The sequence below is a fragment of the Rhodoferax fermentans genome, assembly GCF_002017865.1.
Taxonomy (GTDB): domain Bacteria; phylum Pseudomonadota; class Gammaproteobacteria; order Burkholderiales; family Burkholderiaceae_C; genus Rhodoferax; species Rhodoferax fermentans.
On the sequence record NZ_MTJN01000002.1, the window covers coordinates 2,519,856 to 2,545,063 of the forward strand.

Consider the following 25,208-nt stretch of genomic DNA (forward strand, 5'->3'; position numbering starts at 1 on the left):
AGATTTAGTTCAAAAGTCAGGCCAGCAGGCAAGCGACCTGCGTGTCCGCGCCGTTGGTGTGCAACTCGGGTATGGTCTCGGCACATGGGGCCTGCGCCTTGGGGCAGCGGGTGCGGAACACACAACCCGAAGGTGGGTTCATCGGTGAGGGCAAGTCCCCCTGCAGCAGCTGAATCACCTTGCCGCGCTCCAGCTCCGGGTCGGGGATCGGGATGGCGGAGAGCAGCGCCTGGGTGTAGGGGTGGCGCGGCTCGTTGTAGAGCGCGTTTTTCTCGGCAAACTCCATGGCACGGCCCAGGTACATCACCATGATGCGGTGGCTGATGTGGCGCACCACCGCCAGGTCGTGCGCAATGAAGATCAGCGCCAGGCCCAGCTCTTTTTGCAACTCCTTGAGCAGGTTGATGATCTGCGCCTGGATCGACACGTCGAGCGCCGACACCGGCTCGTCACAAACAATCAGCTTGGGCGACAAAATCAACGCCCGTGCGATGCCGATGCGCTGGCACTGGCCGCCCGAGAACTCGTGCGGGTAGCGGTTGATCTGCTGCGGTGTCAGGCCGACGCGTCCCATCATGGCGCGCACCTTTTCCATCACCTCGTCCTTGCTCATCTGCGGGTAATGGGTGCGTAAGGGTTCGGCAATGGTCTGCGCCACCGTCATGCGCGGGTCCAGGCTGGCCAGCGGGTCCTGGAAAATCATCTGGATGTCTTTGCGCACCGCCATCCAGGCGCTCGGTGAGGCACCTTGCATCTCCTGACCCATCCAGCGGATTGACCCAGAGTTGGCGGGGTTGAGGTTCAGCAGGGCCCGCGCCAGCGTGGACTTGCCACAGCCGGACTCACCCACCACACCCAGGGTTTCACCGGCATGTAAGTCAAACGAGATGCCGTTGACGGCCTTGAGGCTGCGCGGCGCTGACCACGGCCAGTCTTTCTTGTCCTTGAAGTGGAACGCCACCTTGACGTCGCGTACCGACAGGATCGGGGTTTGTTGTTTATCCATGGGCGAGCTCCCGGCTGACGATGGCGCTATCGCGGTGGCAGGCGCGCAAGTGGTGTGTGGCTCCTGACATGGGCTGCAGAGTAGCCAGCTGGGTCTGGCATTGGGTGTCTGCCAAGCTGCAGCGCGGGCTGAACGGGCAACCCTTGGGCATATGCGCCATGTTGGGCGGCGCGCCGGGAATGGCCAGCAAGGATTCGTCGTCGCGGTCCATACGCGGCACCGCTTTGAGCAGGCCCAGGGTGTAGGGGTGGCTGGCGGTCTTGAACAGCTGCTGGGCGCTGCCTTGTTCCATGACACGCCCGCCATACATCACCACCACCTGGTCACACAGGCCGGCCACCACACCGAGGTCGTGGGTGATCAGCACAATCGCGGTGCCAAAGTCGCGCTGCAGGTCACGCAGCAGGGTCAGCATCTGGGCCTGAACCGTCACGTCCAGCGCGGTGGTGGGCTCATCCGCAATCAGCACCTCGGGTTCACACAACAAGGCCATCGCAATCATCACACGCTGGCGCATGCCGCCCGAGAACTCATGCGGGTACATGTTGATGCGTTTGGCGGCCTCGGGGATACGCACCGCGTCGAGCATGCGCACCGAGGCGGCCTTGGCTGTGGCGCGGTCCTGGCCCTTGTGGAACTGCAGCACCTCGGTCATCTGCCGCTCCACCGTCAGGTAGGGGTTGAGCGAGGTCATCGGGTCCTGAAAAATCATCGCCATGCGGTTGCCGCGGATCTGGTTCAACTCAGACGCGGGCAGGGTCAGCAGGTTCTTGCCCTGGTACAACGCCTGGCCGCTGGCCTGACCATTACGCGCCAGCAAGCCCATCAGGGCCAGCACGGTCTGGCTTTTGCCCGAGCCGCTTTCGCCTACGATGCCGAGAGTCTGGCCCTTGTCGAGCGCAAAGTTGAGGCCATTGACGGCGTAGACGGTGCCGTCCTGGGTGGCAAACTGGACCGCCAGATCGGTCACTTCAAGGAGTTTCATGCAGTGGCCTCTTATCGGTCTTTGGGGTCGAGTGCGTCACGCAGGCCGTCCCCGATGTAGTTGAAACAGTACAACGCGGCCGACAACATCAGCGACGGGAAAATCAGAATCCATGGCGAGATTTCCATGACCTGGGTGCCGTCGTGGATCAGCACACCCCAGCTGGTCATCGGTTCCTGGATACCCAGACCCAGGAAGGACAACACCGACTCGGTCAGGATCACGCCCGGCACGGTGACGGTGGTGTAGATCACCACAATGCCGAGCAAATTTGGCACGATGTGCTGGAAGATGATGCGCCGCGTCGGCACGCCAATGGCGCGCGCCGCTTCCACAAACTCCTTGGAGCGCAAGGAGAGCGTCTGGCCGCGCACCACCCGCGCCATGTCCATCCAGGAAAACACGGTGATGGTGATCACCACCAGGTAAAAGGCCCGCCCGAGCAGGGTCACCATCAGGATGGCGATCAGCAGGTAGGGCACGGCGTACATCATGTCGACCACCCGCATCATCACCGCATCAACCTTGCCACCCAGAAAACCGGCAGTGGCACCCCAGGCAATGCCCAGGCTGACCGAGGTCAGCGTGGCCATCAGCCCGACCATCAGCGAGATGCGCCCACCCACCAGGCAGCGCACCAGCAGGTCACGACCCGATTCGTCGGTGCCGAACCAGTGCATGTTTTTGAGCATCGGGCCCTGGCTCATGGCGTCCCAGTCTGTGCTGTCAAAGGCATTGGGCAGCAACATCGGGCCAAAAATGCAGGCCAAGGTGATCAGGGCCAGCAGCACCAGGCTGAACACCGCAGCGCGGTTGCGCATGAAGCGCACACGGGCGGCGTACCAGAGGCTGTGGCCCTGGATGTCGGCTTCCAGCGCCTGGCTCAGCGTTGCCACCAGGGCATCGTTTTTGTTTTTGAACATCATGGTGTGTGCGGCTCAGTAGCGAATCTTGGGGTCCAGCAGCGCATAGGCCAGGTCCACCAGCAGGTTAAACACCACGGTGACCACGGTGATCAGGACCACCAGGCCCAGCACCAGGGTGTAGTCGCGGTTGCCGGCGCCGTTGACAATGAGTTTGCCCAGGCCGGGCAGTGAAAACACCGACTCGGTTACCACCGCTGCGGTGATGCTGGATATGGCCAGCGGCCCGATCAGCGAGACCACCGGCAGCAACGCCGGTTTCATCGCGTGGCGCAGCACCAGGGTAGACATCGGCAAACCTTTGGCACGGGCGGTGCGGATGAAGTTGCTGCTGAGCACCTCGATCATGCTGCCGCGCATGACGCGCGCGATGGTGGCCACGTTGATGAACACCAGCAGCGCCATCGGCAAGACCATGTAGCGTGGTGCAAAGTTGTCCCAGCCACCCGAGGGGGCCAGCTTGAACCAGATCGCAAACACCAGGATCAAACTGGGCCCGATGACAAAGGAGGGGAACACACTGCCAATGCTGCTGAGCAGCATCGTGAAGTAATCCACCACGCTGTTTTGCTTCAAAGCGGCCAGGGTGCCCAGCGCCACACCCAGAAACAAGGCGATCAACAAGGAGCCGCCGCCAATGGCGGCCGAAATCGGCAGGGCTTTGGCCACCAGGTCGTTGACGCTCCAGTCTTCATACCGGAACGAGGCGCCCAGGTCACCGTGCAACAGGCTGTTGAGGTAGAGCAGGTACTGCTTCCACAAGGGTTCATTCAAATGGTATTTGGCCTGCAAGTTGGCCAAAACCGCCTCGGACAACTTGTGCTCCGAGTCAAACGGCCCACCCGGGGTCAGGTGCAGCAGCAAATAACACAGGGTAATGACCGCCAGCAGCGTCGGAATCGCCGCGAGCAGGCGTCGCAGGGCATAGGTCCACATCAGCCAATCTCCAATAACAAGTTGCCGGTTGGGTGCTTGTGGCATACACCGGCCAGAAAATCGCCGCCAGTTGAGGTGTCAAGCTGGCGGCGGCAGAGGGGAAGCAAGCGTTTAGTGCTTGATGATGTAGAGGTCTTTGGCGCGGTAGCGGTCCAGGCTGTTGGTGGCGGTGTAGCCACCCACATAGGACTTGACCAGGCGCGGCACCGTGTATTGCAGCAGCGGCAGCATCGGGTAGTCGTCCATGATCATTTTGGCGGCCTCGGTCAACAGGGCCTTGCGTTTGGCCGGGTCGGCGCTCTGGTTGCCTTGGTCAATCAGGGCTTCGGCCTTGCGGTTGCAGTTTTTCTGCTGGTTTTGATCGGAATCACACTGCACCAGGGTCAAGAAGGTGGTGGCGTCGTTGTAGTCGGCGATCCAGCCATTGCGGGCGATCTGGTACTCACCGTCGTTGCGCTTTTTGATCAGCACCTTGAACTCCATGGCTTCGAGTTCCACATCCAGCCCGAGTTTGGATTTCCACTCCGAGGCGGCAAAAATCGCCATTTTCTTGTGGTAATCGCTGGTGTTGTACGAGAACTTGAGCTTGGTGCCAGCTGCCACTCCAGCTTCAGCCAGCAGTTTTTTGGCTTCAGCCAAACGTTTGTCCATCGGCCAGCTGGCCCAGTCGTAGCTGGTGACGTCGGCACCGTTGATGCCTTTGACCATCACGCCGTAGGCCGGGACCTGGCCGTCGGCAGTCACGCGTTGGGCCAGGATGTCGCGGTCAATCGCCATCGAGAGTGCTTTGCGCACACGGATGTCTTTGAGCAGCGGGTCGGTGTTGAGGAACGAGTAATAACGCAGCCCCAGCATCGGTGAATTGCGGATCTCTTTGGGGAACTGGGCCTTGTACTTCTCGTAGGTGCCGGGGGGCAACTGGTAGACCATGTCGTTTTCGCCGGACTCAAACAGCTTGACGTCGGCGTTGCCATCTTCCACTGCCAGGTAGGTGTACTTGGTCAACTGCACGTTCTTGGCATCCCAGTAGGTGGGGCTTTTGGTCAGCACAATCTTGCTGTTGACTTCCCAGCTGGCCAGGGTGAAGGCGCCGTTGCCGACGATGTTGGCGGGTTTGGTCCAGTCCTTGCCAAACTTTTCAACCGTGGCCTTGTGTACCGGGCCCAACTGCGTGTTGGTGAGCAGATCGGGCATAAAAGCCACTGGGTACGGGGTCTTGATCTCCAGCGTGTGTTTGTCCAGCGCCTTCACGCCCAGTTCACTGGGGGGCAACTTGCCAGCCACGATGTCCTTGCCATGGAGAAAGAAGATGCCAAAAGAAGAGGCATATTCCGAGGCGGTTTTGGGGTCCACAAAACGGCGCAGCGCATACACAAAGTCGTCGGCAGTGAGGGCGTCGCCGTTGGACCATTTTGCATTCTGGCGCAGCTTGAAGACCCAGGTGGTGGGCTCGGTTTGTTTCCAGCTCTCGGCCACCCCCGGCACAATTTTGCCGGCGCCGTCAGCGGCTGTCAGGCCCTCGAACAGTTCACGGATGACGTTGTTGGCGGGCACACCTTCGGCACGTGCCGGGTCCAGGGTGTCGGGCTCGGAACCGTTGTTGCGCACCATTTCCTGCTTGGCAGCAAGCTGGACTCCTGCCGGGACTGTGGCAGCAAAAGAGGCACCCCAAGTGATCAGCAGGGCGGCCGCCAGGCTGGTTTTGGCAAAACGGAAAGTCATCATGAACAGCTCCTTAACCTTGAAGGTAAAGGGGTGATTTTAGGAGCCTGTTGGGGCGAAATACGCTGCCACAAAGTCCTCGAACGGCATTTCGGTGAGGGCATCCATGGCTGCCTGCTCGACCAGCGAGGTCTGCACACTGGCACGAAAGCGCGCCTCAACCTCCTTGGGCAGCGGGGTGGACTGCAGGTTTTGGGTGTGGGTGCGGGACATCTCGACGGCAAAATTGAAATAACTGCCGTGTTGCCGGGTGGCCTCGACCACCTGGGCTGAGGGGGTCAGTTCCGGCTGGTCAATACGCTGACGCAGGCGTTGCAGGGCCACGGTGTACTGCTGGCCGCCGTAGGTGGTGTCCAGCATCGCTGCAAAGGGCAGCATCTCGTCGAACAGTTCATGCGCCAGCGTTTGCAAGGGCTGCTCGCGGTTGTGCACCAGCAGATGCAGACCCGGCTGGCGGCCACGCGTGACCACACGGTGTTTGTTTTCGTCGTTTTCACCTTGTTCGCGGCTGGTGATCGGCGGGCTGTCGCGGAACAGGCACATCAACAGGAGCGCGTCGGCAAACAGGCTTTGCTCGGGGGTGACACCGATGTCCACAAACGGGTTCAGGTCAAACAGCCGCATCTCCACATACTGCACACCGTAGGTCTGCAGTGCCAGCGCCGGGCGCTCACCTTTGGCGCCGATGCGTTTGGGGCGCATCGGTGCGTAAAACTCGGCTTCCAACTGCAACACGCAGTCGCTGAGTTGCTTCCAACGCTCGCCGTCGCGCACGCCCATCTCGGCGTAGTAGGGGTCGTGGGTGCGGATGGCCGCCTCCAGCCCTTGGGTGTACTCCGTCAGGGAGTTGAAGCCGATCGCGAGTTTGTCCTGGGCGTGGTTCTGGTAACCCAGGTCACTCATGCGCAGGCTGGTGGCGTAAGGGCCGTACAGGGTGCCTGGGCTCAGCTCGGTCAGGTCACTCGGGTGGCCTTGTAAAAACGACTTGCACAGTGCCGGTGAGGCGCCAAACAGGTAGGGAATCAGCCAGCCAAAGCGCAGGAAGTTGCGGATCAGACCGAAGTAGCGGCGGCTGATGAAGTCCTGCAGCGGTTCCTTGGACTGGCAGCAGTCCTGTAATACCGGCCAGAAGGCCTCGGGCAATGACCAGTTGTAGTGGGCGCCGGCAATGGTCTGCATGGCGCGGCCATAACGCAGGCCCAGGCCTTCGCGGTACACCTCTTTAAAACGTGCCGCGTTGGAGGGGCCGTAGTTGGCAATCGCGATATCGGCGTCCTCACCGATCTTGCAGGGCATGGAACCGGCCCACAAAAATTCACCACCGAGCTGCTGGGCGCTGAAGCGGTGGATGTCCTTGAGAAAAGCCAGCGGGTAGGCCGGGTCGGTGGAGGGTGGGGTGATGAATTCGAGCAGCGCCTCGGCGTAGTCGGTGGTGATCCAGGGATGGGTCAGCTTGGCGCCCAGCGCCGCCGGGTGGGGCGTGCGCGCCAGTTGCCCGACGCGATCCACCCGCAGGCACTCACGCTCGTAACCACGCTGGATGCCGCGCAACAGATGGGCTTGGGCGGGTTCGGAAAACTGGCGGACTTGGTTGCAACAGGTGAATTTCAGCATGGGATTCTTGTGTGATCGGCAAAACGGCAGGCAGTATGGCAGTTTTTGCACCGGTTCGGAGCCTGCGCCCAACGCGCGGGTAGGGAGCGCGCTGTCTGGCGTGGTGACTCTGTGTGACAGACATGGGGCCAGATGCCGACCTTGCAACCCTCTCTGAATCCCTTTGCCGCGGGGGGTGGGTAGAACAGCTCTGCCTGTTCATGCTCGGCGGCCAGCACTGTCAGCGCTGGCCTGGCCCCGCAGGGTTTGACAAGGCCTGTGCTTAGGCGCCCAACCAGGGCTTGCCAACCGGCAGCACATCGCGGCCAAACACGTCGGCAAACACAATGTGCGCCATGACGTACCAGGCGCTCAGTGCGGTCAGCATGAGTTCATAAGCGGCCACCACGGTCATTTCGGGGTAGCCAAAGTGCGCCAGATCCAGCAGCACAAAGCCGATCAGCAACAGGGTGAAAACGATGGCCAGGGCGCTGCTGATGCGCATGGCACCCACCCACAGGATGGCAGTGAACAGAGTCCAGCCGACCATGAACCAGCCGATGTCGGTGGTGCTGGCCGGGTAGATGTCGAACTGGTTGCCCAGCAGCATCAGCACCAGCGAGATCCAGAAGGCGCCGTAACCGGTGAAGGCGCAGTAACCAAAGTTGTTGCCGGTTTTCATCTCCTGCAGGCCCGCCACCATCTGCGCCAGACCGCCAAAAATCAGCCCGATCCAGATGACCGGCCCCAGCCCCATCCAACCCAGGTTGTGGAACTGGAGCACCAGGGTGGCCAGACCAAACCCCCCCAGGCCAGCGACGGCTGGATTACCCATTTTTTGTTGTGTGTTGTTGTTGCTGACCAAAATTTGCTCTGACATGCTCTTGTTTCTGTACATTGATAAGATAGTTGACCACCCCAGGAGCCGATGGCCCGCGAAATGGGAGGCGGATTCTATTGACCCAGATCGTCGTCCAGCATGATCTATCGCAGCATTGATGGATTTGTGCAAAAGTTCGACGACACAGCAGCCCCTGTCCTTATGCCTTACCTGCCAGAATTTATTGCCCCTTTGCGATTTACCGACCCAGCCGCCGCGCTGGCCCAGGCGCAGCTGATTTACGACAACAGCATCGGACATTTGCGCCAGGCCATGCAGCGTTATGTGGCGGGTGAGGAGATGCCCGGCCATGTACGTGCCTGTTACCCCTTTGTGCGTGTTCAGACCGAGACCATGGCACGCCAGGGCTCGGGTGCGGCGAAGCGGCTGAGCTACGGTTTTGTGTCTGGGGCCGGTCGTTTTGAGACCACGCTGAGCCGCCCTGATCTGTACGCCAAGTACTACCTGGAACAGTTCACCCTGTTGCTCGACAACCACCAGGTGGAACTCGAGGTGGGCACCAGCACCCAGCCGATTCCGGTGCACTTCTCGTTTGCCGACAACGAACATGTGGAAGGCACGTTGAGTGCCGAGCGCCGTGCCCGCATGCGTGATGTGTTTGACCTGCCCGATCTGGCGGCCATGGACGATGGCATCGCCAACGGCACTTATGAGCCCAACCGTGGTGAGCCGCAACCGCTGTCCCTGTTCACCGCGCCACGGGTCGACTACTCGCTGCAGCGCCTGCGTCACTACACCGGTACCGCGCCCGAGCATTTCCAGAACTTTGTGTTGTTCACCAACTACCAGTTCTATATTGATGAATTCATTGCCCTAGGCCACGCTGCTATGGGGGATGCAGCTAGCGAATATGTAGCGTTTGTCGAACCCGGCAATGTCGTGACCCGCCGAATTGCGGCGGATGGCGTCGCGCCACAGAGCACAGGCACACCGCCGCCACGCTTGCCGCAAATGCCCGCTTACCACCTGGTGCGCGCCGACGGCAGCGGCATCAGCATGGTCAATATCGGAGTGGGCCCGGCCAATGCCAAAACCATCACCGACCACATCGCGGTGTTGCGCCCGCATGCCTGGATCATGCTCGGCCACTGCGCTGGCCTGCGCACCACTCAGCAACTCGGTGACTACGTGCTGGCGCATGGGTATGTGCGTGAGGACCATGTGCTTGACGAAGAACTGCCGCTGTGGGTGCCAATTCCGGCGCTGGCCGAAATCCAGGTGGCGCTGGAATCTGCGGTGTCCGAAGTGACCCGGCTGAAAGGCGCGGCGCTCAAAAGCATCATGCGCACCGGCACCGTGGCCTCGACCGACAACCGCAACTGGGAACTGCTGCCTGACAACGGCCCGCAGCGCCGCTTCAGCCAGAGCCGCGCGGTGGCGCTGGACATGGAGAGCGCCACCATTGCCGCCAATGGTTTCCGCTTTAGGGTGCCTTACGGCACGCTCTTGTGTGTGAGCGACAAACCGCTGCATGGCGAAATCAAACTGCCCGGCATGGCCAACCACTTCTACCGCGAGCGTGTCGACCAACATTTACGCATTGGCATGCGCGCGCTAGAGCTGTTGCGCGAACAGGGTGTGGACCAGCTTCACAGCCGCAAGCTGCGCAGTTTTGCCGAGGTGGCTTTCCAGTAAAAAGTGCTCTCAGCCCTTATTTATAAAGGGCTGAGTGATACTGAAAATATAGCGATATTGTTCACGCCACCCGTGGCTTGACCTTGGACGCCGCCAGCTTGGCGTGGGTGCGTGCCACTTCGACATCGGCATCAAAAGCCAGCGCCACACCCATGCGGCGTTTGGTGAAGCTCTCGGGTTTGCCAAACAGGCGCAGGTCGGTGTTGGGCACCCGCAGGGCTTCGTCCACACCGTCAAACACCACGCCCTGGGCGTCGACGCCACCGTAGATCACCGCGCTGGCGCCGGGACTGCGCAGGGTGGTGTTGACTGGCAGGCCCAGGATCGCGCGGGCATGCAACTCGAATTCACTTTGCACCTGGGTGGTCAATGTCACCAGGCCGGTGTCGTGTGGGCGTGGTGACACTTCGCTGAACCAGACCTGGTCACCTTTGACAAACAGCTCGACCCCGAACAGGCCCAGGCCGGAAGACTGGCCGTCCAGCCCCACGCCCAAATCGTCGGTGACGGCTTTGGCGATCTGCTGTGCTTTGGCCAATGCCAGAGTGCTCATCGGGTGCGGTTGCCAGCTCTCGACATAGTCGCCGTTGACCTGGATGTGGCCCACCGGTTCGCAAAAATGGGTGCCGATCTGGCCGTCGGCACCCTTGGCGCGCACCGTCAGCAAAGTTATCTCGTAGTCAAAGTCGATGAAACCTTCGACGATGACGCGGCCATGGCTGACGCGCCCACCGGCCATGGCGTGGTCCCAGGCTTTGGCCACATCGGCCGGGCCGCTGATCTTGCTCTGGCCCTTGCCGGAGCTGCTCATCACCGGCTTGACGATGCAGGGGTAACCAATGCCCGCGTCGATGGCGGCCTGCAACTCGGCCAGCGAGTCGCAGAATTGGTAGGGGCTAGTTGGCAGGCCCAGGGTTTCGGCGGCCAGGCGGCGGATGCCTTCACGGTCCATCGTCAGGCGGGTGGCTCGGGCGGTGGGGATGACACGCACCGTGCCGGTGGCTTCCAGCACTTCGAGCATCGGTGTGGCAATCGCCTCGATCTCGGGTACCACCAGGTCGGGCTTTTCTTCCTCGATCAGCGCACGCAGCATGGCCGGGTCACTCATGGTGATGGTGCGGCTGTGGTGTGCCACTTGCTGGCCAGGTGCGTTGTCGTAGCGGTCCACCGCGATGGTCTCCACCCCCAGGCGCTGCAGCGCAATCAGCACCTCTTTGCCCAGTTCACCACTGCCCAGCAGCATAACTTTGGTGGCGTGGGGGGATAGCGGGGTGCCGAGGGTGGTCATGGTGCTGCGCCGACAGGCGTCCTGAAAAAGTTGGGATGGGCGTGTGTTGCCGAGCGGGTGCTGCACCGGCTCAGGCTCACAACAAGGGAGGTCTGAGTTTAACTTTGTGCCTTGGCAGACTGGTGTGCCGGTCGGTTGACGTGGATCAAAGGCTCCCCCTCGGTCGGCAGCTAGAGTTGCTGCCAGAACCTTGAATGACACATTCAAGCCACCAGCCAGCCAGCCGCAGCTTCTTTGCGGCAAGCCAGCCAAGGATGATTTCGATGATCCATGACGGCCCAACAACCCACTTCTCTTCGCAGCGCAACGCCCGGGACTGATCCCTGGTCGGTCGTGTCTCTGTTTGCGCCTTACCTGCGCCTGGCGCACCAGATCCCCGGGCGGGTGCGCCTCAAGTTGGATGCGGCGGCGCTGGACGTGCCGCTGCTGCGCGGCCTGGGTGCCCAGGCTTTGCAACAGGCGCTGGCGTCGGTGCGCGGGGTGCAGGATTTTTCGTTCAACCTGCTGGCACGTTCCTGTGTCATCACCTATGACAACGCCACCATTCCGGATGCGGCCTGGCCCGACTTGCTGGCGCAACGGCCATCGGTCTCAGCCCAGACGCTGTTGGCGATCCTGCAAGAAAGTTATGAGGAGTTGCGTTGTGGCCAACACTGACGAAAGCATTCTGCGCAGCCAGCGACTCCAGCCAGCAGCGCCCTGGCCGCTGCTGCACCAGGCCTTGCGCATGGCGCTGTATGACGAGTACGCCGCACGTGCGTATTACGCGGGTGTGGTTCAGGCCTTTGGCCAACAAGCCCCGTTTGCCAACATTCTGAAGTCTGAGGCCCAGCACATTGCGACGCTGGTGCGACTGTGCCAGCGTTACGGTGTGCCTCGCCCGCTGGACCCTTTTCCGGCAGAGACCACCATCTCTGCGTCCTGGCGAGTCAATTTGGAGCGTGGTGTCAGCGGTGAACTGGCCAATATCCGCTTGTATGACTACCTGTTGACCTGGGTGGCCGAGCCAGATGTGCGCCAGGTGTTTCTGCGTGTGCAGGCCGCTTCGCGCGACAAACACCTGCCTGCTTTTCAGCGGGCCCTTGAAAAAGCCGTGGCGCTGGAGAACTGGCATGCCCAACAAGGCGTGGCCCCGAGCCAGGCTTATGTGCGCCATGGCCCGCTGTCGGACGCGCTGGAGCGTGGTCTGGCTTTGCTGGCCAGCCAACACGGCGCTTTTGGCCTGATCGGCACCCTGGTCCGCACCACGCACCCGGCCATGCTGGCAGGTTTGGTGGCGGGTGGCGCGGCGGTGCATCTGCTGCGCCAGAGCCGAGCCGCCCCGGCCGCCCCATCCCATTCACCGACTCAGGAGGACTGATATGTTGCCCTTGCTTCCCTTTGTTGCCGGCATAGTGACCGGCGCTGCTGTGACCAAACTCTGGCGCAGCAAGACCGCCAAGCACACGCCGGACCAGGCGCAGGACAGCTTGCACCAAAGCACGCTGCCGAACCAGCCAGGTCTCGCGTCCCCCTTAGCGCCAGTGTCCGAGCTTGAGCGCCAACCCGCGCGCACCGCCGTGCCCAGAAAACGCCGTGCACCCAAAACCACAGACGAGGTGCGTGGATGAGGGCGCTGTCCTTGCCCCGTGCCGCCCAGCCGACCGCCGAGGCGTTTGTGAAAGGCCTGGTGACCACCGGCGTGCTGGCGAGCATTCAGAAGCGGCCAGGTCGACCGGTGCTGGACAAACTGGTCGTGCGCCGAGCATTGCAAGGTGGCGCCGCCTTGGCAGCGGGAACCGTTGCCGCACAGGCCTGGCAGCGCCAGGACCTTGGCCGGGCTTTGACCGCCATCGCCTTGGGGACCGCCAGCGTGATGGTGTTGGAACAGTGGATGAAAGAAACCAAGGAGAAGCAAGATGGGCAAGAAAAAGCGTAAACAGCAGGCTGGCTGGGGCGAGCCCGGCTATGGGGCCATGCAAGGCATGGACCCGGCCGGTATGGGCATGGGCGGCGGTGCGATGGGGGCCAACGCGGGCGGTGCTTATGGCTCTGCGCAAGCCGGGCCTGGTGTGGGCAACGGCTTGTTGCACAACTTGCAAGGGCTGGTCGGCAACCGGCAAACCGAGCAGTTCTTGATCGGGGCGCTGCTCGGTGCGGCGGCGGTGTATGTGCTCGGTGACGAGGCCATGCGTGCCAAACTGATGAAAACCGCCATGAAACTTTATACCGGTGTGGCGGGTGGTTTCGAGGAAGTCAAAGAGCAAATGGCGGACATCAAGGCCGAGGTGGCCGCGGAGCAGCGCAGCAAGGGATGAACCCGTCAGCCGCCTCCCCCTTTGTGGCCCTGAGGCCGGTCCATCGGCTGGCGGATCGGGTGCGTTTTCGTTTTGACCTGGCGCAGGGAACGTTGTTGGAACCACCGGGCATCACCCGTGCTGTGGAAAACCTGCCAGGTGTGCGCACGGTGCGGCTGGCGTGGCGAGCGCGTTCTTTGACGATCACGTTTGCCCCCGACGAGACCGATGTAGAGCGGCTCACAGCCGCCTTGCGCGACCTGCACCTGCCGCCCCATCTGCCGCAGACCCCGGCGCACCCGGTGCATGGCAAGGCGTGGATGCCGGTGGCCGCCAGTGCCGCCTTGTTGCTGAGCACCAAGCAGCTGTCACCACCGTTGCAACGTGCGACCACACTGACCGCCGCCTTGCCGCTGTATGGCGAGGCGCTGGGTGATGTGTTCAAGGAGGGCATCAACTCGCATGTGCTGGAGGCCTTGGCGGTGGCGATCTCCACTGCCAGCCAGGACTACGTGGCCGCCAACACCACGGTCTTCATGCTGGCCTTGGGCGAGTACCTGGAGAACTCGATTGCCCGGCGCTCCAACGACCTGCTCAAGAACTTGCTGCGTCCGGACACCGGCTGGGTCTGGGTCGAGCAGGACGGGGTGGAGCGTCAGATCGAGGCCTCCGAGGTGACGGTGGGTGCCACGGTGATTGTGGGGGCTGGTGCGGCTATTCCCGTGGATGGCACCGTGCTGGGCGGTGAGGCCATGGTCAATGAGGCTTCGATGACCGGTGAGGCGGTACCTGTGTCACGCCGCCGGGGTGATGTGGTGTTGTCAGGCACCGTGGTTGAGGAAGGGCGGTTGCGCATTTATGCCGAACATGTCGGGCGCAAGACGGCGGCCGCACGCATTGCCGACTATGTCGAGCAGTCCTTGCAAGCCAAAAGCCAAACGCAACTCGGTGCGGCCCGGCTGGCCGACAAGCTGGTGCCGGGCGTGCTGGGCCTGGCCGGTGTGACCTGGTGGCTGACCGGTGACTGGCGCCGTGCCGCCGCCGTGCTGCAGGCCGACTATGCCTGTGCCCTCAAGCTGGCGACCCCGGTGGCCTTCAAGTCGGCGATGTTCCGTGCAGGCCAAAGCGGCATTTTGATCAAGGGTGCTGACGTGCTGGAGCGGCTGGCCGAGGTGGACACCTTTGTGTTTGACAAGACCGGCACCCTCACCACCGGCCATCTGGCGGTGACCGATTCGATCGCTTTTGACCCGCAGTACAGCGCCGAGGACCTGATTGACTTGGCCGCCTCGGTGGAGGAGCATTACTTCCACCCGCTGGCGCTGGCGGTGGTCCAGGCGGCGCGCCAGAACCAGGGCCGCCACTTTGACCACAAAGAAGTGGAATTCATTGCTGCCCACGGCGTGGCCACGGTGATTGAGGGTCAACGGGTAGTGGTGGGCTCGCGCCATTTTGTTGAGGACGACGAGGGTGTGCGCATCAACACCCGCCAGCGCCAACGCATTGAGCGCTTGTTTGCCCAGGGCAAGACCCTGCTCTATATTGGTTTTGGTGGCCGCTTGCTTGGGGTGATTGCCCTCAAGGACCAGTTGCGCGAGGCCAGTGCGGCCACCGTGGCGCGCTTGCGCAGCCTGGGTGTCAAACGTATCGTCATGCTCACAGGCGACCACCCCGATCGCGCCGCCGAGATTGCGGCACAGATCGGCCTGGATGAGTTTCATGCCCAGTTGTTGCCTGAGGACAAGGCGGCACTGGTGGCGCAGATGAAGGCCGACGGTGCCAAACTGGCCTTTGTTGGCGACGGCATCAACGATGCACCGGCGCTGGCGGGCGCGCATGTGGGTTTTGCCATGGCGCAAGGCGCCGACATCGCCCGCCTGAGCTCGGACATCGCCTTGCTGGAGGACGACATCGCGCGGGTAGCCGACGCCAAGCAACTGGCCAACGCCACCCTGCGCCTGATCGGGCGCAATTTCAAGCTCACGGTGGGCCTCAATTCCGCCATCCTGGCCGCCGCGGCAGCGGGCAAGCTCACGCCGGTGGCGGCGTCGGTGGCGCACAACGGCAGCACCATTGGCATCCTGCTCAACGCCCTGCGTGGGGGACAGGCTGCGCTGCCCAGACGGCGGGCACAGTTGTCCCCGCGCTGATGCGCTTTCGGCCGGGCTCTGACCGGCGCTTCGGGCTGCCAACAACGGCCGCTGTGTTGGCTTTTTGCCTTGGACTGTCCGGCCGGGCAGGGTTGATCTGGCGACCTTGTCGCCACGGTTGCCAGCTCGGTCACAATTTGGCCATGAGTGAACCCATCTTTTCAGTACAGGGCCTGGTCAAACGTTACGGCGAGGCCACCGTGGTCAACGACATGTCCTTTGCCATTGCGCCGGGTGAATGCCTGGGCGTGATCGGCCCCAATGGCGCGGGCAAAACCACCACCATCCGGATGTGCCTGGGCCTGACCGTGCCCGACGCGGGCAGTGTCAACGCGTTTGACCTGCAGATGCCGCGCGACGCGCTGGCCATCAAGGCCCAGCTCGGTGTGGTCAGCCAGATGGACACGCTGGACCCTGATTTCAGCTGTGCCGAGAACCTGCTGGTCTACGGCCGCTACTTTGGTTTGAAAGACAAACAGATTCGGGAGCGTATCCCCAGCCTGCTCGAATTTGCCAGCCTGACGGCCAAGGCCAACGCCAAACCCGGTGAGTTGTCGGGCGGCATGAAGCGCCGCCTTAGCCTGGCGCGCGCGCTGGTCAACAACCCGCGCCTGCTGCTGCTGGACGAGCCGACCACTGGGCTGGACCCGCAGGCGCGCCACCTGATGTGGGAGCGCCTGCAGCTGCTGTTGCAGCAGGGCAAGTCGATTTTGCTGACCACCCATTTCATGGACGAGGCCGAGCGCCTGTGCAACCGCCTGCTGGTGGTGGACCACGGCAAAAAAATCGCCGAAGGCGCACCGCGCGACCTGATCCGCCAGCATCTGGAGCCCGATGTAGTCGAGGTGTTTGGCAACGGTGCGCTGGCGCTGGTGGATGCGCCGCTCAAAGCCTATGCGGCGCGGGTTGAGGTCAGTGGTGAAACCGTGTTTTTCTACACCGCCGATGCCAAACCCTTGCTGGCCGCGCTCGCCGCCCACCCGCAGTTGCGCACCCTGCACCGCCCAGCCAATCTGGAGGACTTGTTCCTCAAGCTGACCGGCCGCCAAATCCGTGAGGACGCTTGAATACTATGACAACAAGAGCTACAACCCCAATGGCTATCAGGGCTGAGGGCCAAAAAGCCCCATCGATCTGGCGTGCGCCGGAACTCTCCATGCGCTGGTGGCCGGTGTTTCTGCGCAACCTGCTGGTGTGGCGCAAGCTGGCGATTCCGAGCCTGGTCGGCAACATTGCCGAGCCGCTGATGTGGCTGCTGGCCTTTGGTTACGGCATGGGTGCCTTGATTGGCCAGGTCACGGTCGACGGGGTGCAGGTGCCTTACATCCTGTTCCTCGCGAGCGGCTCAATCTGCATGAGCGCCATGAATGCGGCCAGTTTCGAGGCGCTCTACTCCGCGTTTTCAAGGATGCACGTGCAGAAAACCTGGGACGGGATCATGAACGCGCCGGTCAACCTGGACAACATTGTGCTGGCCGAGATGTTGTGGGCTGCCTTCAAATCGCTGTTCACCGTGACCGCGATCCTGGGGGTGATGCTGGCCTTGGGCATCAGCTACAGCCCGAAACTGGTGCTCGCCTGGCTGGTGCTGGCGGGGGTGGGCATCACCTTCAGTTGTGTGGCGCTGATCTTCAACGCGCTGGCCAAGGGGTATGACTTTTTCACCTACTACTTCACGCTGTTTTTGACGCCGATGATGTTCCTGAGCGGCATCTTTTTCCCGCTGGACCAGTTGCCGCCGCTGGTGCGCGCCGTGTCGCACTGGCTGCCGCTGACCAACGCGGTGGCGCTGGTGCGCCCGCTGTTCATGGACCAGTGGCCCATCGACTGGTTGCGCCCGCTGCTGGTGTTGGTGGGGTTTACCGTGGGCGGCTTCTGGATCGCGCTGGCGCTCACACGCAAGCGCTTTCAGGGTTAAGCGCGGGCTGTCACTTGCTCTTGTTGATATAGCTACTAGCCCTTGATGTGCAAGGGCTAGAGGCCAATTTGATATTGAAATTCAGAGAGGTTTCGCCGCCCAGACCTGGCCCGCCACCCGCAGCATATTGCCGCCCAACACCTGCTTGGCCTCAGCCTCGCTCATGCCCACCGCACACAGGGCTTCGGGCAGCTGCTGCCAGGTGTCGATCGGCGCGTAGTGCATGCCGCTGATGGCCTGACCATAACCGGCGCTTTGGGGCCACCAGTAGCTGGGGTCAAAGTCGCCGGGCGGGGTGTCATTGAGTTCGGGCTGGGAAAACCCATTGTCCAGGCCAATGCCCACATGGTCGATGCCGACCAGGTTGGCCACATAGGCGGCATGCCGCGCCACATCCACGACGCTGGGTTGCTCAACCCCCAGAAAACGTGACACACCTGACACACACACCACCCCACCGGTGGCCGCGCAGGCGCGGATTTGTTCGTCGGTGATGTTGCGGCCATGGTCCACCAGGGCCAGCGGGTTGGCGTGGCTGAAGGCCACCGGCTGACTCGATGCCGCCATGATCTCCAGGCTGCAGTTGCGCCCGGTGTGGGAGCAGTCTATCAGCAGTCCGGCGGCATTCACGGTCTCGACCATCTGGCGCCCAAGCGCGGTGAGGCCGCGTTTCTCGTCGTGACAGCCATCGGCCACGCTGTTGTTGCGGTTGTAGGCAAAGTGGATCTGGCGCACCCCCAGGCGCGCGTAGAGCGCCACCATCTCGGGCTGCTCCAGCAGCGGCATGGCGCCCTCCAGGTCAAAACCGATGGCGATCTGGCCATTTGCCTGGGCGCGGGCGATGTCGGCCAGGTTGTTGACCTGCACATACTTGTCCGGGTGGGCCGCGATGGTGGCGCGGTAACCGGCGATCACCGACATGATCTGAGGCAGCGGGTTCATGTCCATGCCGACGTTGATCGACACATAGTTGAGCCCGTAGCTGCGTAACTGGTTGATCGGTGCAAAACTGGCCTGCGGGTGCAGCGGCAGGCACATGTGGGCGTCCCAACGGGTCATGGTGTTCCAGCGAAGTTGTTGTTGGTTTTGGGCTTGTGTCCACCGCAAGCAAGCCCTGGTTAGTCGGGCTGCTCAAACGCCCGGCGACACGGTGCAGTCAGGGGGGGAGTGTGTCACACCTTGCGGTTCAAGATCAGGCCACGCTGGAACTGGTCCATGGCACGTGTCAGGGCCAAGGCTTCCTCGCTGGGGAACTGGCGGACCACTTCCTGGGTGGCGCGGTCGATGAACTTGACGATGGAGCGACCGCTGGTTTTGTCCACGGAAAACTGTAACTCCGGCGCCAGTGTTTGCACCCGTTGTTTCAAATCCTCGGTGGCCCGTTGGATCTCTTCTTCCGACGCTTTGGGTCTGCTGGCAGATGCCTCGGTTTTGGCCCGGTTGTTGCCTGAGTTGTTGCGCAGGTTGTCTGTTGCAGCCTGGACCGGATGCACTCCAGGCACCGGACTGACGGGTGCACGTGTCACCGCCGCGCCTGCAACTGGGGGTGGGCTGTTGGGGGTTGATGCAATCGGGTTCATGCTGCACTCCTGTTTTCAGTCGCAAGTGTCTGGTCAGAGGCCAGACAACGATGGGCGCTTCACCTGCCATCGGTGATCCGATGGTAGCGATCCGTATATGTATAACGGCTGTTGGATCTGAAACTTGAGTGCCTGTGTTTGTGTGCTCAATAATGCCGTTAGCCCAATCAATAAAAGGGTTAATAGCTATCAAATTTGACAAATTTGATGTGGGGCAGATGTTGGCGCCTGACGTCCGGCATGAACTCGATCACGCGCTGCACCGCCGTCAGACTCCGCGCGTTGTAGATCGAAGCCCGCATACCGCCCTTTGCAAGGTGCTCGGCGGGCATGAGGCCAATCAGGGCAGCTGGTCAGCCCTGATCATATCGGCCGCCTTCTCAGCAATCATCATCACTGGCGCGTTGGTGTTGCCGCTGATGATGCTGGGCATGATGGAAGCGTCCACCACACGCAGGCCCTGCAGCCCATGCACACGCAACTGCGCGTCCACCACGTCCATCTCGGTGTTGCCCATGCGGCAACTGCCGACCGGGTGGTAGATGGTGTCGGCGTAGTCTCGGATCACCCGCTCAATCTGCTCATCGGTCTGCGCGCTGGCGGTGGCTGGCAGCTCCCTGCCTTCAAAGCGGGCCAGGGCGGGTTGTTGCAGGATCTCGCGCATCAGCTTGAAACCGCGCACCAGGCGATCCATGTCGTCGCGGTGGCTCAGAAAGTCGGGGTCCACCAGTGGCAGGGCCAGCGGGTCCTTGCTGGCGAGCCGGATGCTGCCCGCGCTCTTAGGCCGCAGCAGGCACACATGGCAGGAGAAACCATGCCCCCAGCTCAGCGTGCGGCCGTGGTTGATGAGTTTGCCCACCACAAAATGCAGTTGCAGATCGGGCGTGGCCTCTTCTGGCTGGCTCTTGATGAAGCCACCGGCCTCGGCAAAGTTGGTGGTCAACAGGCCGGTGCGGTGTTGGCGCCATTGCAGCATGCCTTGTCCTATCTTGATACCGCCCCCCAGCGACAGGCCAAACAGCTCGGTGTTGTTGTGTACATGCACCACCTGCACGATGTCCGGGTGGTCATGCAGGTGCTGGCCGACGCCGGGCAGTTCGTGCAAGGGCGCGATGCCGGTGTCAACCAGGTGTTGGTGCGGCCCGATGCCCGAGAGCATCAGGATCTGTGGCGACTGGATGGCCCCGGCGCAGAGCAGCACCTCGCGCTGGCAATTGAGCTGTTTGAGCTGGCCGTCCTGCATGAACTGCACACCCACAGCGCGTTTTTTCTCCAGCAGGATACGTGTCACCTGGGCGCCGGTGAACACCTGCACATTGGGGCGCGCCAGGGCCGGTGTCAGATAGGCCTTGGCAGCACTGCATCGTTCACCGCCTTGGTGTGTGACTTGGTACAAACCCACACCTTCCTGGCTGGCCCCATTGAAGTCCGGGTTGATGTGGTGTCCGGCCTGGGCGGCAGCCTGCACAAAACGCAGGCCAAACGGGTTGGGGCTGTGTAAATCCATCACATTGAGCGGGCCGTCTCCACCATGCAGTTCGTCAGCCCCACGTTCGTTGCCCTCAGACTTCTTGAAGTAGGGCAACACATCCTGCCAGGCCCAGCCCGGGTTGCCAAGCGCTGCCCAGCGGTCATAGTCTTGGCGCTGGCCGCGGATGTAACACATGGCGTTGATCGAGCTGGAGCCACCCAGCACCTTGCCGCGCGGCTGGTATCCACGGCGCCCGTTCAGCCCAGGTTGCGGTGTGGTGTTCAGGCCCCAGCCCGCCAGGCTGAACTTGGCCAGCACGCCCAGGCCGGCCGGGCAGTGGATCAGCACGCTGCTGTCTGGTGGACCGGCCTCCAGCAGGGCCACGGTGGTGTTGGGGTCTTCCGACAGGCGTGCGGCCAGCACACACCCTGCCGAGCCGCCGCCGATGATGAGGTAGTCAAACATATGAGGTCTCCCGGCGCAACCAGAGTCTCTTCGCTGTTATTTTGGGCAGGCCGTGGACGCAGGTTAGCGCAAAAGCAACGGGGGGTTTAGAGGTGTTTGCCAAAGCGCACGCAGGGCGGATTCTTTCGGGCATGATAGTGGGCTGAATAATACGGGAGCGGGCATCGTGCAGGAACAAACATCGTCTGACGGACACCCCTATCAAGCTCTGACGCCCGATCTGGTGCAGGATGCACTGGTCAGCATTGGCCTGTATGGGGATGGCCGACAGATGGCCCTGAGCTCCTACGAAAACCGGGTTTACCAGCTGCATCTGGACGATGGCAGCACCGTGGTGGCCAAGTTTTACCGTCCCGGACGCTGGAGCGAGGCGCAGATTCTGGAAGAGCATGCGTTCTCTGCCGAGTTGATGGACGCAGAAATTCCGGTGGTGGGGCCGCTGGTGATTCAGGGGCGCACCTTGCACCACTTTGGCGGGTTTGCCTTCAGTGTGAGCCCAAGCCGGGGTGGGCGCAGCCCCGAGCTCGACGACCCCGATGTGCTGGAGTGGGTAGGCCGCTTCCTGGCGCGTATCCACACTGTGGGCGCGGCCCGGCCCTTTGCCGTGCGCCCGGCGCTCGATCTGCAGAGTTTTGGCCTTGAGCCCCGCGACTGGCTGCTCAGCCACGACAAGGTGCCGCTGGATGTGCAGTCGGCCTGGGAAAAGGCGTCCGCAGACGCACTCAAGTTAATAGCTACCTTCCCTTTGAATATAAGGGCTACAGGCCAAAATGATTCAGAAGATGCGGCTGAGGACGCGCAGCCTAACCACACCCTGCGCAGCCTGCGCTTACATGGCGACTGCCACCCCGGCAACATCCTTTGGACACCGCTGGACGCTCCGGCTGCCAGCTTGCCGGGGCCACATTTTGTCGACCTGGACGACGCCCGCATGGGGCTGGCGGTGCAAGACCTCTGGATGTTGCTCAGCGGCGACCGCCAGCAGCGCACCCGCCAACTCGGTGCGTTGGTGGATGGTTACGAACAGTTTCGCGCCTTTGATCGGCGTGAGCTGGCGCTGATCGAACCCTTGCGCACGCTGCGCCTGATCCACTACAGCGCCTGGCTGGCGCGGCGCTGGGACGACCCGATTTTTGCCATCAACTTCCCCTGGTTCGGCTCCAGCGATTACTGGCAGGGCCAGGTGTTGATGCTGCAGGAGCAGATCGAGGCGATGCAGGAGGAACCGCTGGTGGTGTAGCCAGCACCGCTTAGCGCTGGACTGCGTTTACTCGATGTGAAGTTTTTGCGCCACGTTGGTGGCCAGCTTCTTGGGCAGCGTCAGTGTCAGCACACCGTTGTCAAACTTGGCTTTGGCCTGCGTTTGGTCGATGTCCTGTGGCAGCTGGAAACTGCGTGACACTGCGCCAAAATAGCGTTCACTGCGCAGCACGGTGTCGTTGTCACCGCTGCTGTCCTGCTGTTTCACCTCGGCTTCCAGTGTCACCAGGTTGCCGTCCAGCGAGACGTGGATGTCTTCCTTGGGCACACCCGGGATCTCGGCATGCACGGTGTAGCCATCCTTGTTTTCCTTCACATCCACCTTGATCTGCGCGGCAGACGGCAGCGGGTCGCCGTGCAGGGGTCGGACGTAAAAAGCCGGAGCAAGGTCGCGGAAAAAGTCGTTCAAAAGAAAGCTGCGGTTGGTCAAGGCATTCATGGCATCCTCCTTCAGGTTTGAACTCGGACTGAGCGTCCGGCGTGTGAACACCGGGGCTCATCCGTACTGAAGATGCGGTGCAGCGGGCGACTTTTCAAGCCCTGTGCGGGCGCAGCTGAGGGGCTTATTTGCCCTTGATGGCCAGCAGCTCCACCTCAAACAGCAGTGTGGCGTTGGGTGGGATCACACCACCGGCGCCACGCGTGCCGTAGGCAATGGCGGCAGGGCAGGTGAGTTTGGCCTTGCCGCCGACCTTCATGCGTTGGACACCTTCGGTCCAGCACGGGATGACATTGCCCAGTGGGAATTCAATGGCCTGGTTGCGTTTGTAGGAGCTGTCGAATTCGCGCCCGTCCGGGAACGTGCCGCGGTAGTTGACCTTGACCACGTCGCTGGCCAGCGGGCTGGCCCCGCTGCCGTCCTGGAGCGAGCGGTACACCAGTCCGCTGGTCGTGACAACGGCGCCGCTTTCTTTGGCGGCAGCTTCCAGGGTGGCGTCTGCGGCCCAGGCCACCGACAAGTTGACCAACAGGGCGCAGGCTGCGGTGATGTGTAAAACAGTTTTCATGGATGCGTGTTGTGGGGTAAGAGCAAAGGGCCGCCATTGTCGCCGCCGTCGCGTTCACCTGACCGTGCCTCTGGTATGGGCTGGTGTTGTGGACTTGAGACTGGCATCATGGCTGGCATGCATCCCAAGCTGCCACCGCTGATCCAGGCGCTGCTGGCGCCGCAACGTTACCCGGGCGAGGTGGCGCGGGTGGAGCTGGTCGAAACCCACATCTCCTGGGTGTTGCTGGCGGGTGACTTCGCCTACAAGATCAAGAAACCGGTCAAGCTGGCGTTTCTGGACTTCAGCACCTTGGCGTTGCGCCAGCAGGCCTGCCAAGATGAGTTGCGCCTGAACCGTCGCCTGGCACCCGACATCTACCTGGATGTGGTGAGTCTCAACGCTTCACCGCAAGGCCCGCAGTGGGGCGGCACGGGTGAGGTGCTGGATTTCGCGGTGCGCATGTGTCGCTTTGATCAAACCGGGCGGCTGGATCAGGTGTGTGTGCGTGGGGAACTGCGGCCCGCCCACCTGTCCGATCTGGCGCAGCGCCTGGTGGCTTTTCATGAGGCCGCTGCTTTTGCCGCACCGGACACCCGTTTTGGTGAGCCCGATCAGGTGATGGCGCCGATGCGCGACAACTTCAGTGATCTGGCCCACATGCTCACGGCGCCACCCGACGCGAATGTTCTGACCCGTTTGGCACAACTGCAAACCTGGACCCAGGCGCAATTCACGCGGCTGGCACCGTTGATGCAAGCGCGCAAACTGGGCGGCTGGGTGCGTGAATGCCATGGCGACTTGCACCTGGCCAATCTGGTGTTGATCAACGGGGCTGTGCGCCTGTTTGACTGCCTGGAGTTCAACGAGGACCTGCGTTGGATCGACGTGGTCAGCGACATCGCCTTCACCTACATCGACCTGCTGGAACATGGCCAGCCCGGCTTGGCGAACTGGCTGGTCGACGAGGTGTTCAGCCACAGCGGCGACTACCAGGGCGCGCTGTTGCTGCGGTTTTACGCCGTCTACCGCTGTCTGGTGCGCGCCAAGGTGGCCGCCATCCGGGCCAAGCAGTTACATGCCAACACCTCTGAGGTGCTAGCCGACATCACGCTGGCCGAACGACTGGCGGCGCTGCACCCTGTGCAATTGAGCATCACGCACGGCCTGTCTGGCTGTGGCAAAACGTATTTCACCGACCAGTGGCTGCAAACAAATGGACAAACCCCTACGCTGCGCCTGCGGGCCGATGTGGAGCGCAAACGCCTGTTCAAGTTGGGGCGTTTGGCGCAGTCCAACTCAGGCATCAACGCGGGCATCTATGCGCCCGAGGTTCACGCCCAGGTCTATGCCCATCTGCGCGAGCTGGCGGCGAGTTTGCTGGCTGCGGGTTGGTCGGTGATGGTGGATGCTACCTTCCTCAAACGTGCTGACCGCGATGTGTTTCGCGCCCTGGCGGTTGAGCAAAATGTGCGCTTTGCCATCCTGGCGCCGCAGGCCAGTCCCGAGCAATTGCGCGCACGGATTCTGGCGCGCAACGCCGCTGGCACCGATGCCTCTGAGGCGACGCTGGCCGTGCTAGCCCACCAGCAACACGAGTTGGAGTCCTTGACAGATGATGAGAGAGTCTTTGTGCTCTAGCCCTTGATATAAAAGGGCTGATAGCTATGGTTTAAAGAGTATCTCACGGGCTCGGCAGGTGCTTTTTCCACCAGCACCAACAGGCAAACAGATGTCATGTGTGTGTGAAATCTGTCGTTAGAATCATCCCGTTGGTGCTCGCGGCGTGGTTCACACGACGCAGTTCAACGGGAAGCAGGAGGGTTCAGGCTGACAACAGCCCACCTAACCTGCGCTGCCCCCGCAACGGTAAGTGGACGAATCGTCAAGATTCCGCTTCCATCACGGCCACTGAGTGTTTCAAAGACGCTTGGGAAGGCGATGGAGGTCGCATCCACCAGCCCGGATACCGGCCAACAAGGTGGTGGCACGTTCGCGTGTTGCCGTGATGCTCAAGCACTGTCGGGGACGATGGTGAGAGTTGTTTGCCGGATGTTCCTGCCATGATTTTCCGCTACTGCTGTGCACGCCTAAGTGTCCGCACCCAAGGTGC

At 62.0% G+C, this 25,208-nt stretch carries 24 protein-coding genes and 1 riboswitch; of the genes, 11 read left to right on the top strand and 13 right to left on the bottom strand.

The window, feature by feature from the left end; translation table 11 throughout:
• Nucleotides 1-16: 16 nt before the first annotated feature.
• The 7 genes from oppF to RF819_RS11790 form a co-directional block, all read right to left on the bottom strand.
• Complete coding sequence (gene oppF / locus RF819_RS11760; protein WP_078365164.1) at nucleotides 17-1,006, bottom strand: murein tripeptide/oligopeptide ABC transporter ATP binding protein OppF; 990 nt, start codon at nucleotides 1,004-1,006, stop codon at nucleotides 17-19.
• Nucleotides 999-1,991, bottom strand: a complete 993-nt coding sequence (locus RF819_RS11765; RefSeq protein ID WP_078365165.1) for an oligopeptide/dipeptide ABC transporter ATP-binding protein — start codon at nucleotides 1,989-1,991, stop codon at nucleotides 999-1,001. The genes oppF and RF819_RS11765 overlap by 8 nt, the downstream gene beginning before the upstream one ends.
• 11 nt (nucleotides 1,992-2,002) lie before the next feature.
• The gene (locus tag RF819_RS11770) at nucleotides 2,003-2,914 is read right to left on the bottom strand and encodes an ABC transporter permease subunit (protein ID WP_420853888.1); all 912 of its coding nucleotides are present in this window, start codon (nucleotides 2,912-2,914) and stop codon (nucleotides 2,003-2,005) included.
• A 15-nt stretch (nucleotides 2,915-2,929) separates the two neighbouring features.
• Entirely contained in the window at nucleotides 2,930-3,850 is a 921-nt protein-coding gene (gene oppB / locus RF819_RS11775; RefSeq protein WP_078365167.1) for an oligopeptide ABC transporter permease OppB, read from the bottom strand.
• A 111-nt stretch (nucleotides 3,851-3,961) separates the two neighbouring features.
• Nucleotides 3,962-5,575: a peptide ABC transporter substrate-binding protein gene (locus RF819_RS11780; RefSeq protein WP_078365168.1), complete on the bottom strand. Its 1,614-nt coding sequence runs from the start codon at nucleotides 5,573-5,575 to the stop codon at nucleotides 3,962-3,964.
• A gap of 36 nt (nucleotides 5,576-5,611) precedes the next feature.
• A complete protein-coding gene (gshA, locus tag RF819_RS11785) occupies nucleotides 5,612-7,186 on the bottom strand; it encodes a glutamate--cysteine ligase (RefSeq protein ID WP_078365169.1) in 1,575 nt (524 codons plus the stop codon).
• Nucleotides 7,187-7,448: 262 nt separating this feature from the next.
• Entirely contained in the window at nucleotides 7,449-8,045 is a 597-nt protein-coding gene (locus RF819_RS11790) for an acetate uptake transporter (RefSeq protein WP_078366915.1), read from the bottom strand.
• A 162-nt stretch (nucleotides 8,046-8,207) separates the two neighbouring features.
• Between RF819_RS11790 and RF819_RS11795 the strand changes: the two genes are divergently transcribed.
• Nucleotides 8,208-9,701: an AMP nucleosidase gene (locus tag RF819_RS11795; protein ID WP_078366916.1), complete on the top strand. Its 1,494-nt coding sequence runs from the start codon at nucleotides 8,208-8,210 to the stop codon at nucleotides 9,699-9,701.
• Between the two features lie 61 nt (nucleotides 9,702-9,762).
• On the opposite strand, the gene purT is transcribed toward RF819_RS11795, so the two are convergent.
• On the bottom strand, nucleotides 9,763-10,989 hold the full coding sequence (gene purT / locus RF819_RS11800) for a formate-dependent phosphoribosylglycinamide formyltransferase (protein ID WP_078365170.1): 1,227 nt from the start codon (nucleotides 10,987-10,989) through the stop codon (nucleotides 9,763-9,765).
• Nucleotides 10,990-11,259: 270 nt separating this feature from the next.
• Between purT and RF819_RS21330 the strand changes: the two genes are divergently transcribed.
• From RF819_RS21330 to RF819_RS11840, 8 genes are all read left to right on the top strand, one after another.
• Nucleotides 11,260-11,646: a cation transporter gene (locus tag RF819_RS21330; RefSeq protein ID WP_158081278.1), complete on the top strand. Its 387-nt coding sequence runs from the start codon at nucleotides 11,260-11,262 to the stop codon at nucleotides 11,644-11,646.
• Nucleotides 11,633-12,349 (top strand): ferritin-like domain-containing protein, encoded by a 717-nt coding sequence (locus RF819_RS11810; RefSeq protein ID WP_078365172.1) that lies wholly within the window; start codon nucleotides 11,633-11,635, stop codon nucleotides 12,347-12,349. Before RF819_RS21330 ends, RF819_RS11810 begins: the two co-directional genes overlap by 14 nt.
• A 1-nt stretch (nucleotide 12,350) precedes the next feature.
• Nucleotides 12,351-12,599, top strand: a complete 249-nt coding sequence (locus RF819_RS11815; protein ID WP_078365173.1) for a hypothetical protein — start codon at nucleotides 12,351-12,353, stop codon at nucleotides 12,597-12,599.
• Nucleotides 12,596-12,907 carry a hypothetical protein gene (locus tag RF819_RS11820; RefSeq protein ID WP_143541688.1) on the top strand — a complete coding sequence of 104 codons (312 nt, stop codon included), beginning with the start codon at nucleotides 12,596-12,598 and terminating at the stop codon, nucleotides 12,905-12,907. Before RF819_RS11815 ends, RF819_RS11820 begins: the two co-directional genes overlap by 4 nt.
• Nucleotides 12,888-13,286 carry a hypothetical protein gene (locus RF819_RS21515; RefSeq protein ID WP_078365175.1) on the top strand — a complete coding sequence of 133 codons (399 nt, stop codon included), beginning with the start codon at nucleotides 12,888-12,890 and terminating at the stop codon, nucleotides 13,284-13,286. The genes RF819_RS11820 and RF819_RS21515 overlap by 20 nt, the downstream gene beginning before the upstream one ends.
• Nucleotides 13,283-15,415, top strand: a complete 2,133-nt coding sequence (locus RF819_RS11830; protein WP_078365176.1) for a heavy metal translocating P-type ATPase — start codon at nucleotides 13,283-13,285, stop codon at nucleotides 15,413-15,415. Before RF819_RS21515 ends, RF819_RS11830 begins: the two co-directional genes overlap by 4 nt.
• Nucleotides 15,416-15,558: 143 nt before the next feature.
• Nucleotides 15,559-16,482 carry an ATP-binding cassette domain-containing protein gene (locus RF819_RS11835; protein WP_143541689.1) on the top strand — a complete coding sequence of 308 codons (924 nt, stop codon included), beginning with the start codon at nucleotides 15,559-15,561 and terminating at the stop codon, nucleotides 16,480-16,482.
• 29 nt (nucleotides 16,483-16,511) lie between these two features.
• Nucleotides 16,512-17,333: an ABC transporter permease gene (locus tag RF819_RS11840; RefSeq protein ID WP_143541690.1), complete on the top strand. Its 822-nt coding sequence runs from the start codon at nucleotides 16,512-16,514 to the stop codon at nucleotides 17,331-17,333.
• Between the two features lie 81 nt (nucleotides 17,334-17,414).
• On the opposite strand, the gene RF819_RS11845 is transcribed toward RF819_RS11840, so the two are convergent.
• The 3 genes from RF819_RS11845 to RF819_RS11855 form a co-directional block, all read right to left on the bottom strand.
• A complete protein-coding gene (locus RF819_RS11845; protein ID WP_078365179.1) occupies nucleotides 17,415-18,392 on the bottom strand; it encodes a dipeptidase in 978 nt (325 codons plus the stop codon).
• A gap of 113 nt (nucleotides 18,393-18,505) precedes the next feature.
• Nucleotides 18,506-18,913 carry a flagellar protein FlaG gene (locus RF819_RS11850; protein WP_078365180.1) on the bottom strand — a complete coding sequence of 136 codons (408 nt, stop codon included), beginning with the start codon at nucleotides 18,911-18,913 and terminating at the stop codon, nucleotides 18,506-18,508.
• A 340-nt stretch (nucleotides 18,914-19,253) separates the two neighbouring features.
• Nucleotides 19,254-20,849: a GMC family oxidoreductase gene (locus RF819_RS11855; protein ID WP_078365181.1), complete on the bottom strand. Its 1,596-nt coding sequence runs from the start codon at nucleotides 20,847-20,849 to the stop codon at nucleotides 19,254-19,256.
• 166 nt (nucleotides 20,850-21,015) lie between these two features.
• Here RF819_RS11855 and RF819_RS11860 point away from each other — a divergent pair, with 166 nt between their 5' ends.
• A complete protein-coding gene (locus RF819_RS11860; protein ID WP_244899902.1) occupies nucleotides 21,016-22,089 on the top strand; it encodes a serine/threonine protein kinase in 1,074 nt (357 codons plus the stop codon).
• A gap of 27 nt (nucleotides 22,090-22,116) precedes the next feature.
• Here RF819_RS11860 and RF819_RS11865 read toward each other — a convergent pair whose 3' ends face one another.
• Entirely contained in the window at nucleotides 22,117-22,548 is a 432-nt protein-coding gene (locus RF819_RS11865) for an Hsp20/alpha crystallin family protein (protein ID WP_078365183.1), read from the bottom strand.
• A 124-nt stretch (nucleotides 22,549-22,672) separates the two neighbouring features.
• On the bottom strand, nucleotides 22,673-23,116 hold the full coding sequence (locus RF819_RS11870) for an FKBP-type peptidyl-prolyl cis-trans isomerase (protein ID WP_078365184.1): 444 nt from the start codon (nucleotides 23,114-23,116) through the stop codon (nucleotides 22,673-22,675).
• A 108-nt stretch (nucleotides 23,117-23,224) separates the two neighbouring features.
• Here RF819_RS11870 and RF819_RS11875 point away from each other — a divergent pair, with 108 nt between their 5' ends.
• Entirely contained in the window at nucleotides 23,225-24,736 is a 1,512-nt protein-coding gene (locus RF819_RS11875) for a bifunctional aminoglycoside phosphotransferase/ATP-binding protein (protein WP_242473246.1), read from the top strand.
• A 115-nt stretch (nucleotides 24,737-24,851) separates the two neighbouring features.
• A riboswitch (cobalamin riboswitch) is annotated at nucleotides 24,852-25,087 on the top strand.
• Nucleotides 25,088-25,208: the final 121 nt, after the last annotated feature.

Coding starts and splice junctions, on each gene's coding strand:
- RF819_RS11765 (WP_078365165.1), bottom strand. CDS start 1,991: ATGAAACTCCTTGAAGTGACCGATCTGGCGGTCCAGTTTGCCACCCAG.
- RF819_RS11865 (WP_078365183.1), bottom strand. CDS start 22,548: ATGAATGCCTTGACCAACCGCAGCTTTCTTTTGAACGACTTTTTCCGC.
- RF819_RS11770 (WP_420853888.1), bottom strand. CDS start 2,914: ATGTTCAAAAACAAAAACGATGCCCTGGTGGCAACGCTGAGCCAGGCG.
- RF819_RS11870 (WP_078365184.1), bottom strand. CDS start 23,116: ATGAAAACTGTTTTACACATCACCGCAGCCTGCGCCCTGTTGGTCAAC.
- gshA (WP_078365169.1), bottom strand. CDS start 7,186: ATGCTGAAATTCACCTGTTGCAACCAAGTCCGCCAGTTTTCCGAACCC.
- RF819_RS11815 (WP_078365173.1), top strand. CDS start 12,351: ATGTTGCCCTTGCTTCCCTTTGTTGCCGGCATAGTGACCGGCGCTGCT.
- RF819_RS11835 (WP_143541689.1), top strand. CDS start 15,559: ATGAGTGAACCCATCTTTTCAGTACAGGGCCTGGTCAAACGTTACGGC.
- RF819_RS11850 (WP_078365180.1), bottom strand. CDS start 18,913: ATGAACCCGATTGCATCAACCCCCAACAGCCCACCCCCAGTTGCAGGC.
- RF819_RS11875 (WP_242473246.1), top strand. CDS start 23,225: ATGGCTGGCATGCATCCCAAGCTGCCACCGCTGATCCAGGCGCTGCTG.
- RF819_RS11855 (WP_078365181.1), bottom strand. CDS start 20,849: ATGTTTGACTACCTCATCATCGGCGGCGGCTCGGCAGGGTGTGTGCTG.
- RF819_RS21330 (WP_158081278.1), top strand. CDS start 11,260: ATGACGGCCCAACAACCCACTTCTCTTCGCAGCGCAACGCCCGGGACT.
- RF819_RS11830 (WP_078365176.1), top strand. CDS start 13,283: ATGAACCCGTCAGCCGCCTCCCCCTTTGTGGCCCTGAGGCCGGTCCAT.
- RF819_RS11780 (WP_078365168.1), bottom strand. CDS start 5,575: ATGATGACTTTCCGTTTTGCCAAAACCAGCCTGGCGGCCGCCCTGCTG.
- oppB (WP_078365167.1), bottom strand. CDS start 3,850: ATGTGGACCTATGCCCTGCGACGCCTGCTCGCGGCGATTCCGACGCTG.
- RF819_RS11790 (WP_078366915.1), bottom strand. CDS start 8,045: ATGTCAGAGCAAATTTTGGTCAGCAACAACAACACACAACAAAAAATG.
- RF819_RS11840 (WP_143541690.1), top strand. CDS start 16,512: ATGGCTATCAGGGCTGAGGGCCAAAAAGCCCCATCGATCTGGCGTGCG.
- RF819_RS11795 (WP_078366916.1), top strand. CDS start 8,208: ATGCCTTACCTGCCAGAATTTATTGCCCCTTTGCGATTTACCGACCCA.
- RF819_RS21515 (WP_078365175.1), top strand. CDS start 12,888: ATGGGCAAGAAAAAGCGTAAACAGCAGGCTGGCTGGGGCGAGCCCGGC.
- purT (WP_078365170.1), bottom strand. CDS start 10,989: ATGACCACCCTCGGCACCCCGCTATCCCCCCACGCCACCAAAGTTATG.
- RF819_RS11845 (WP_078365179.1), bottom strand. CDS start 18,392: ATGACCCGTTGGGACGCCCACATGTGCCTGCCGCTGCACCCGCAGGCC.
- oppF (WP_078365164.1), bottom strand. CDS start 1,006: ATGGATAAACAACAAACCCCGATCCTGTCGGTACGCGACGTCAAGGTG.
- RF819_RS11820 (WP_143541688.1), top strand. CDS start 12,596: ATGAGGGCGCTGTCCTTGCCCCGTGCCGCCCAGCCGACCGCCGAGGCG.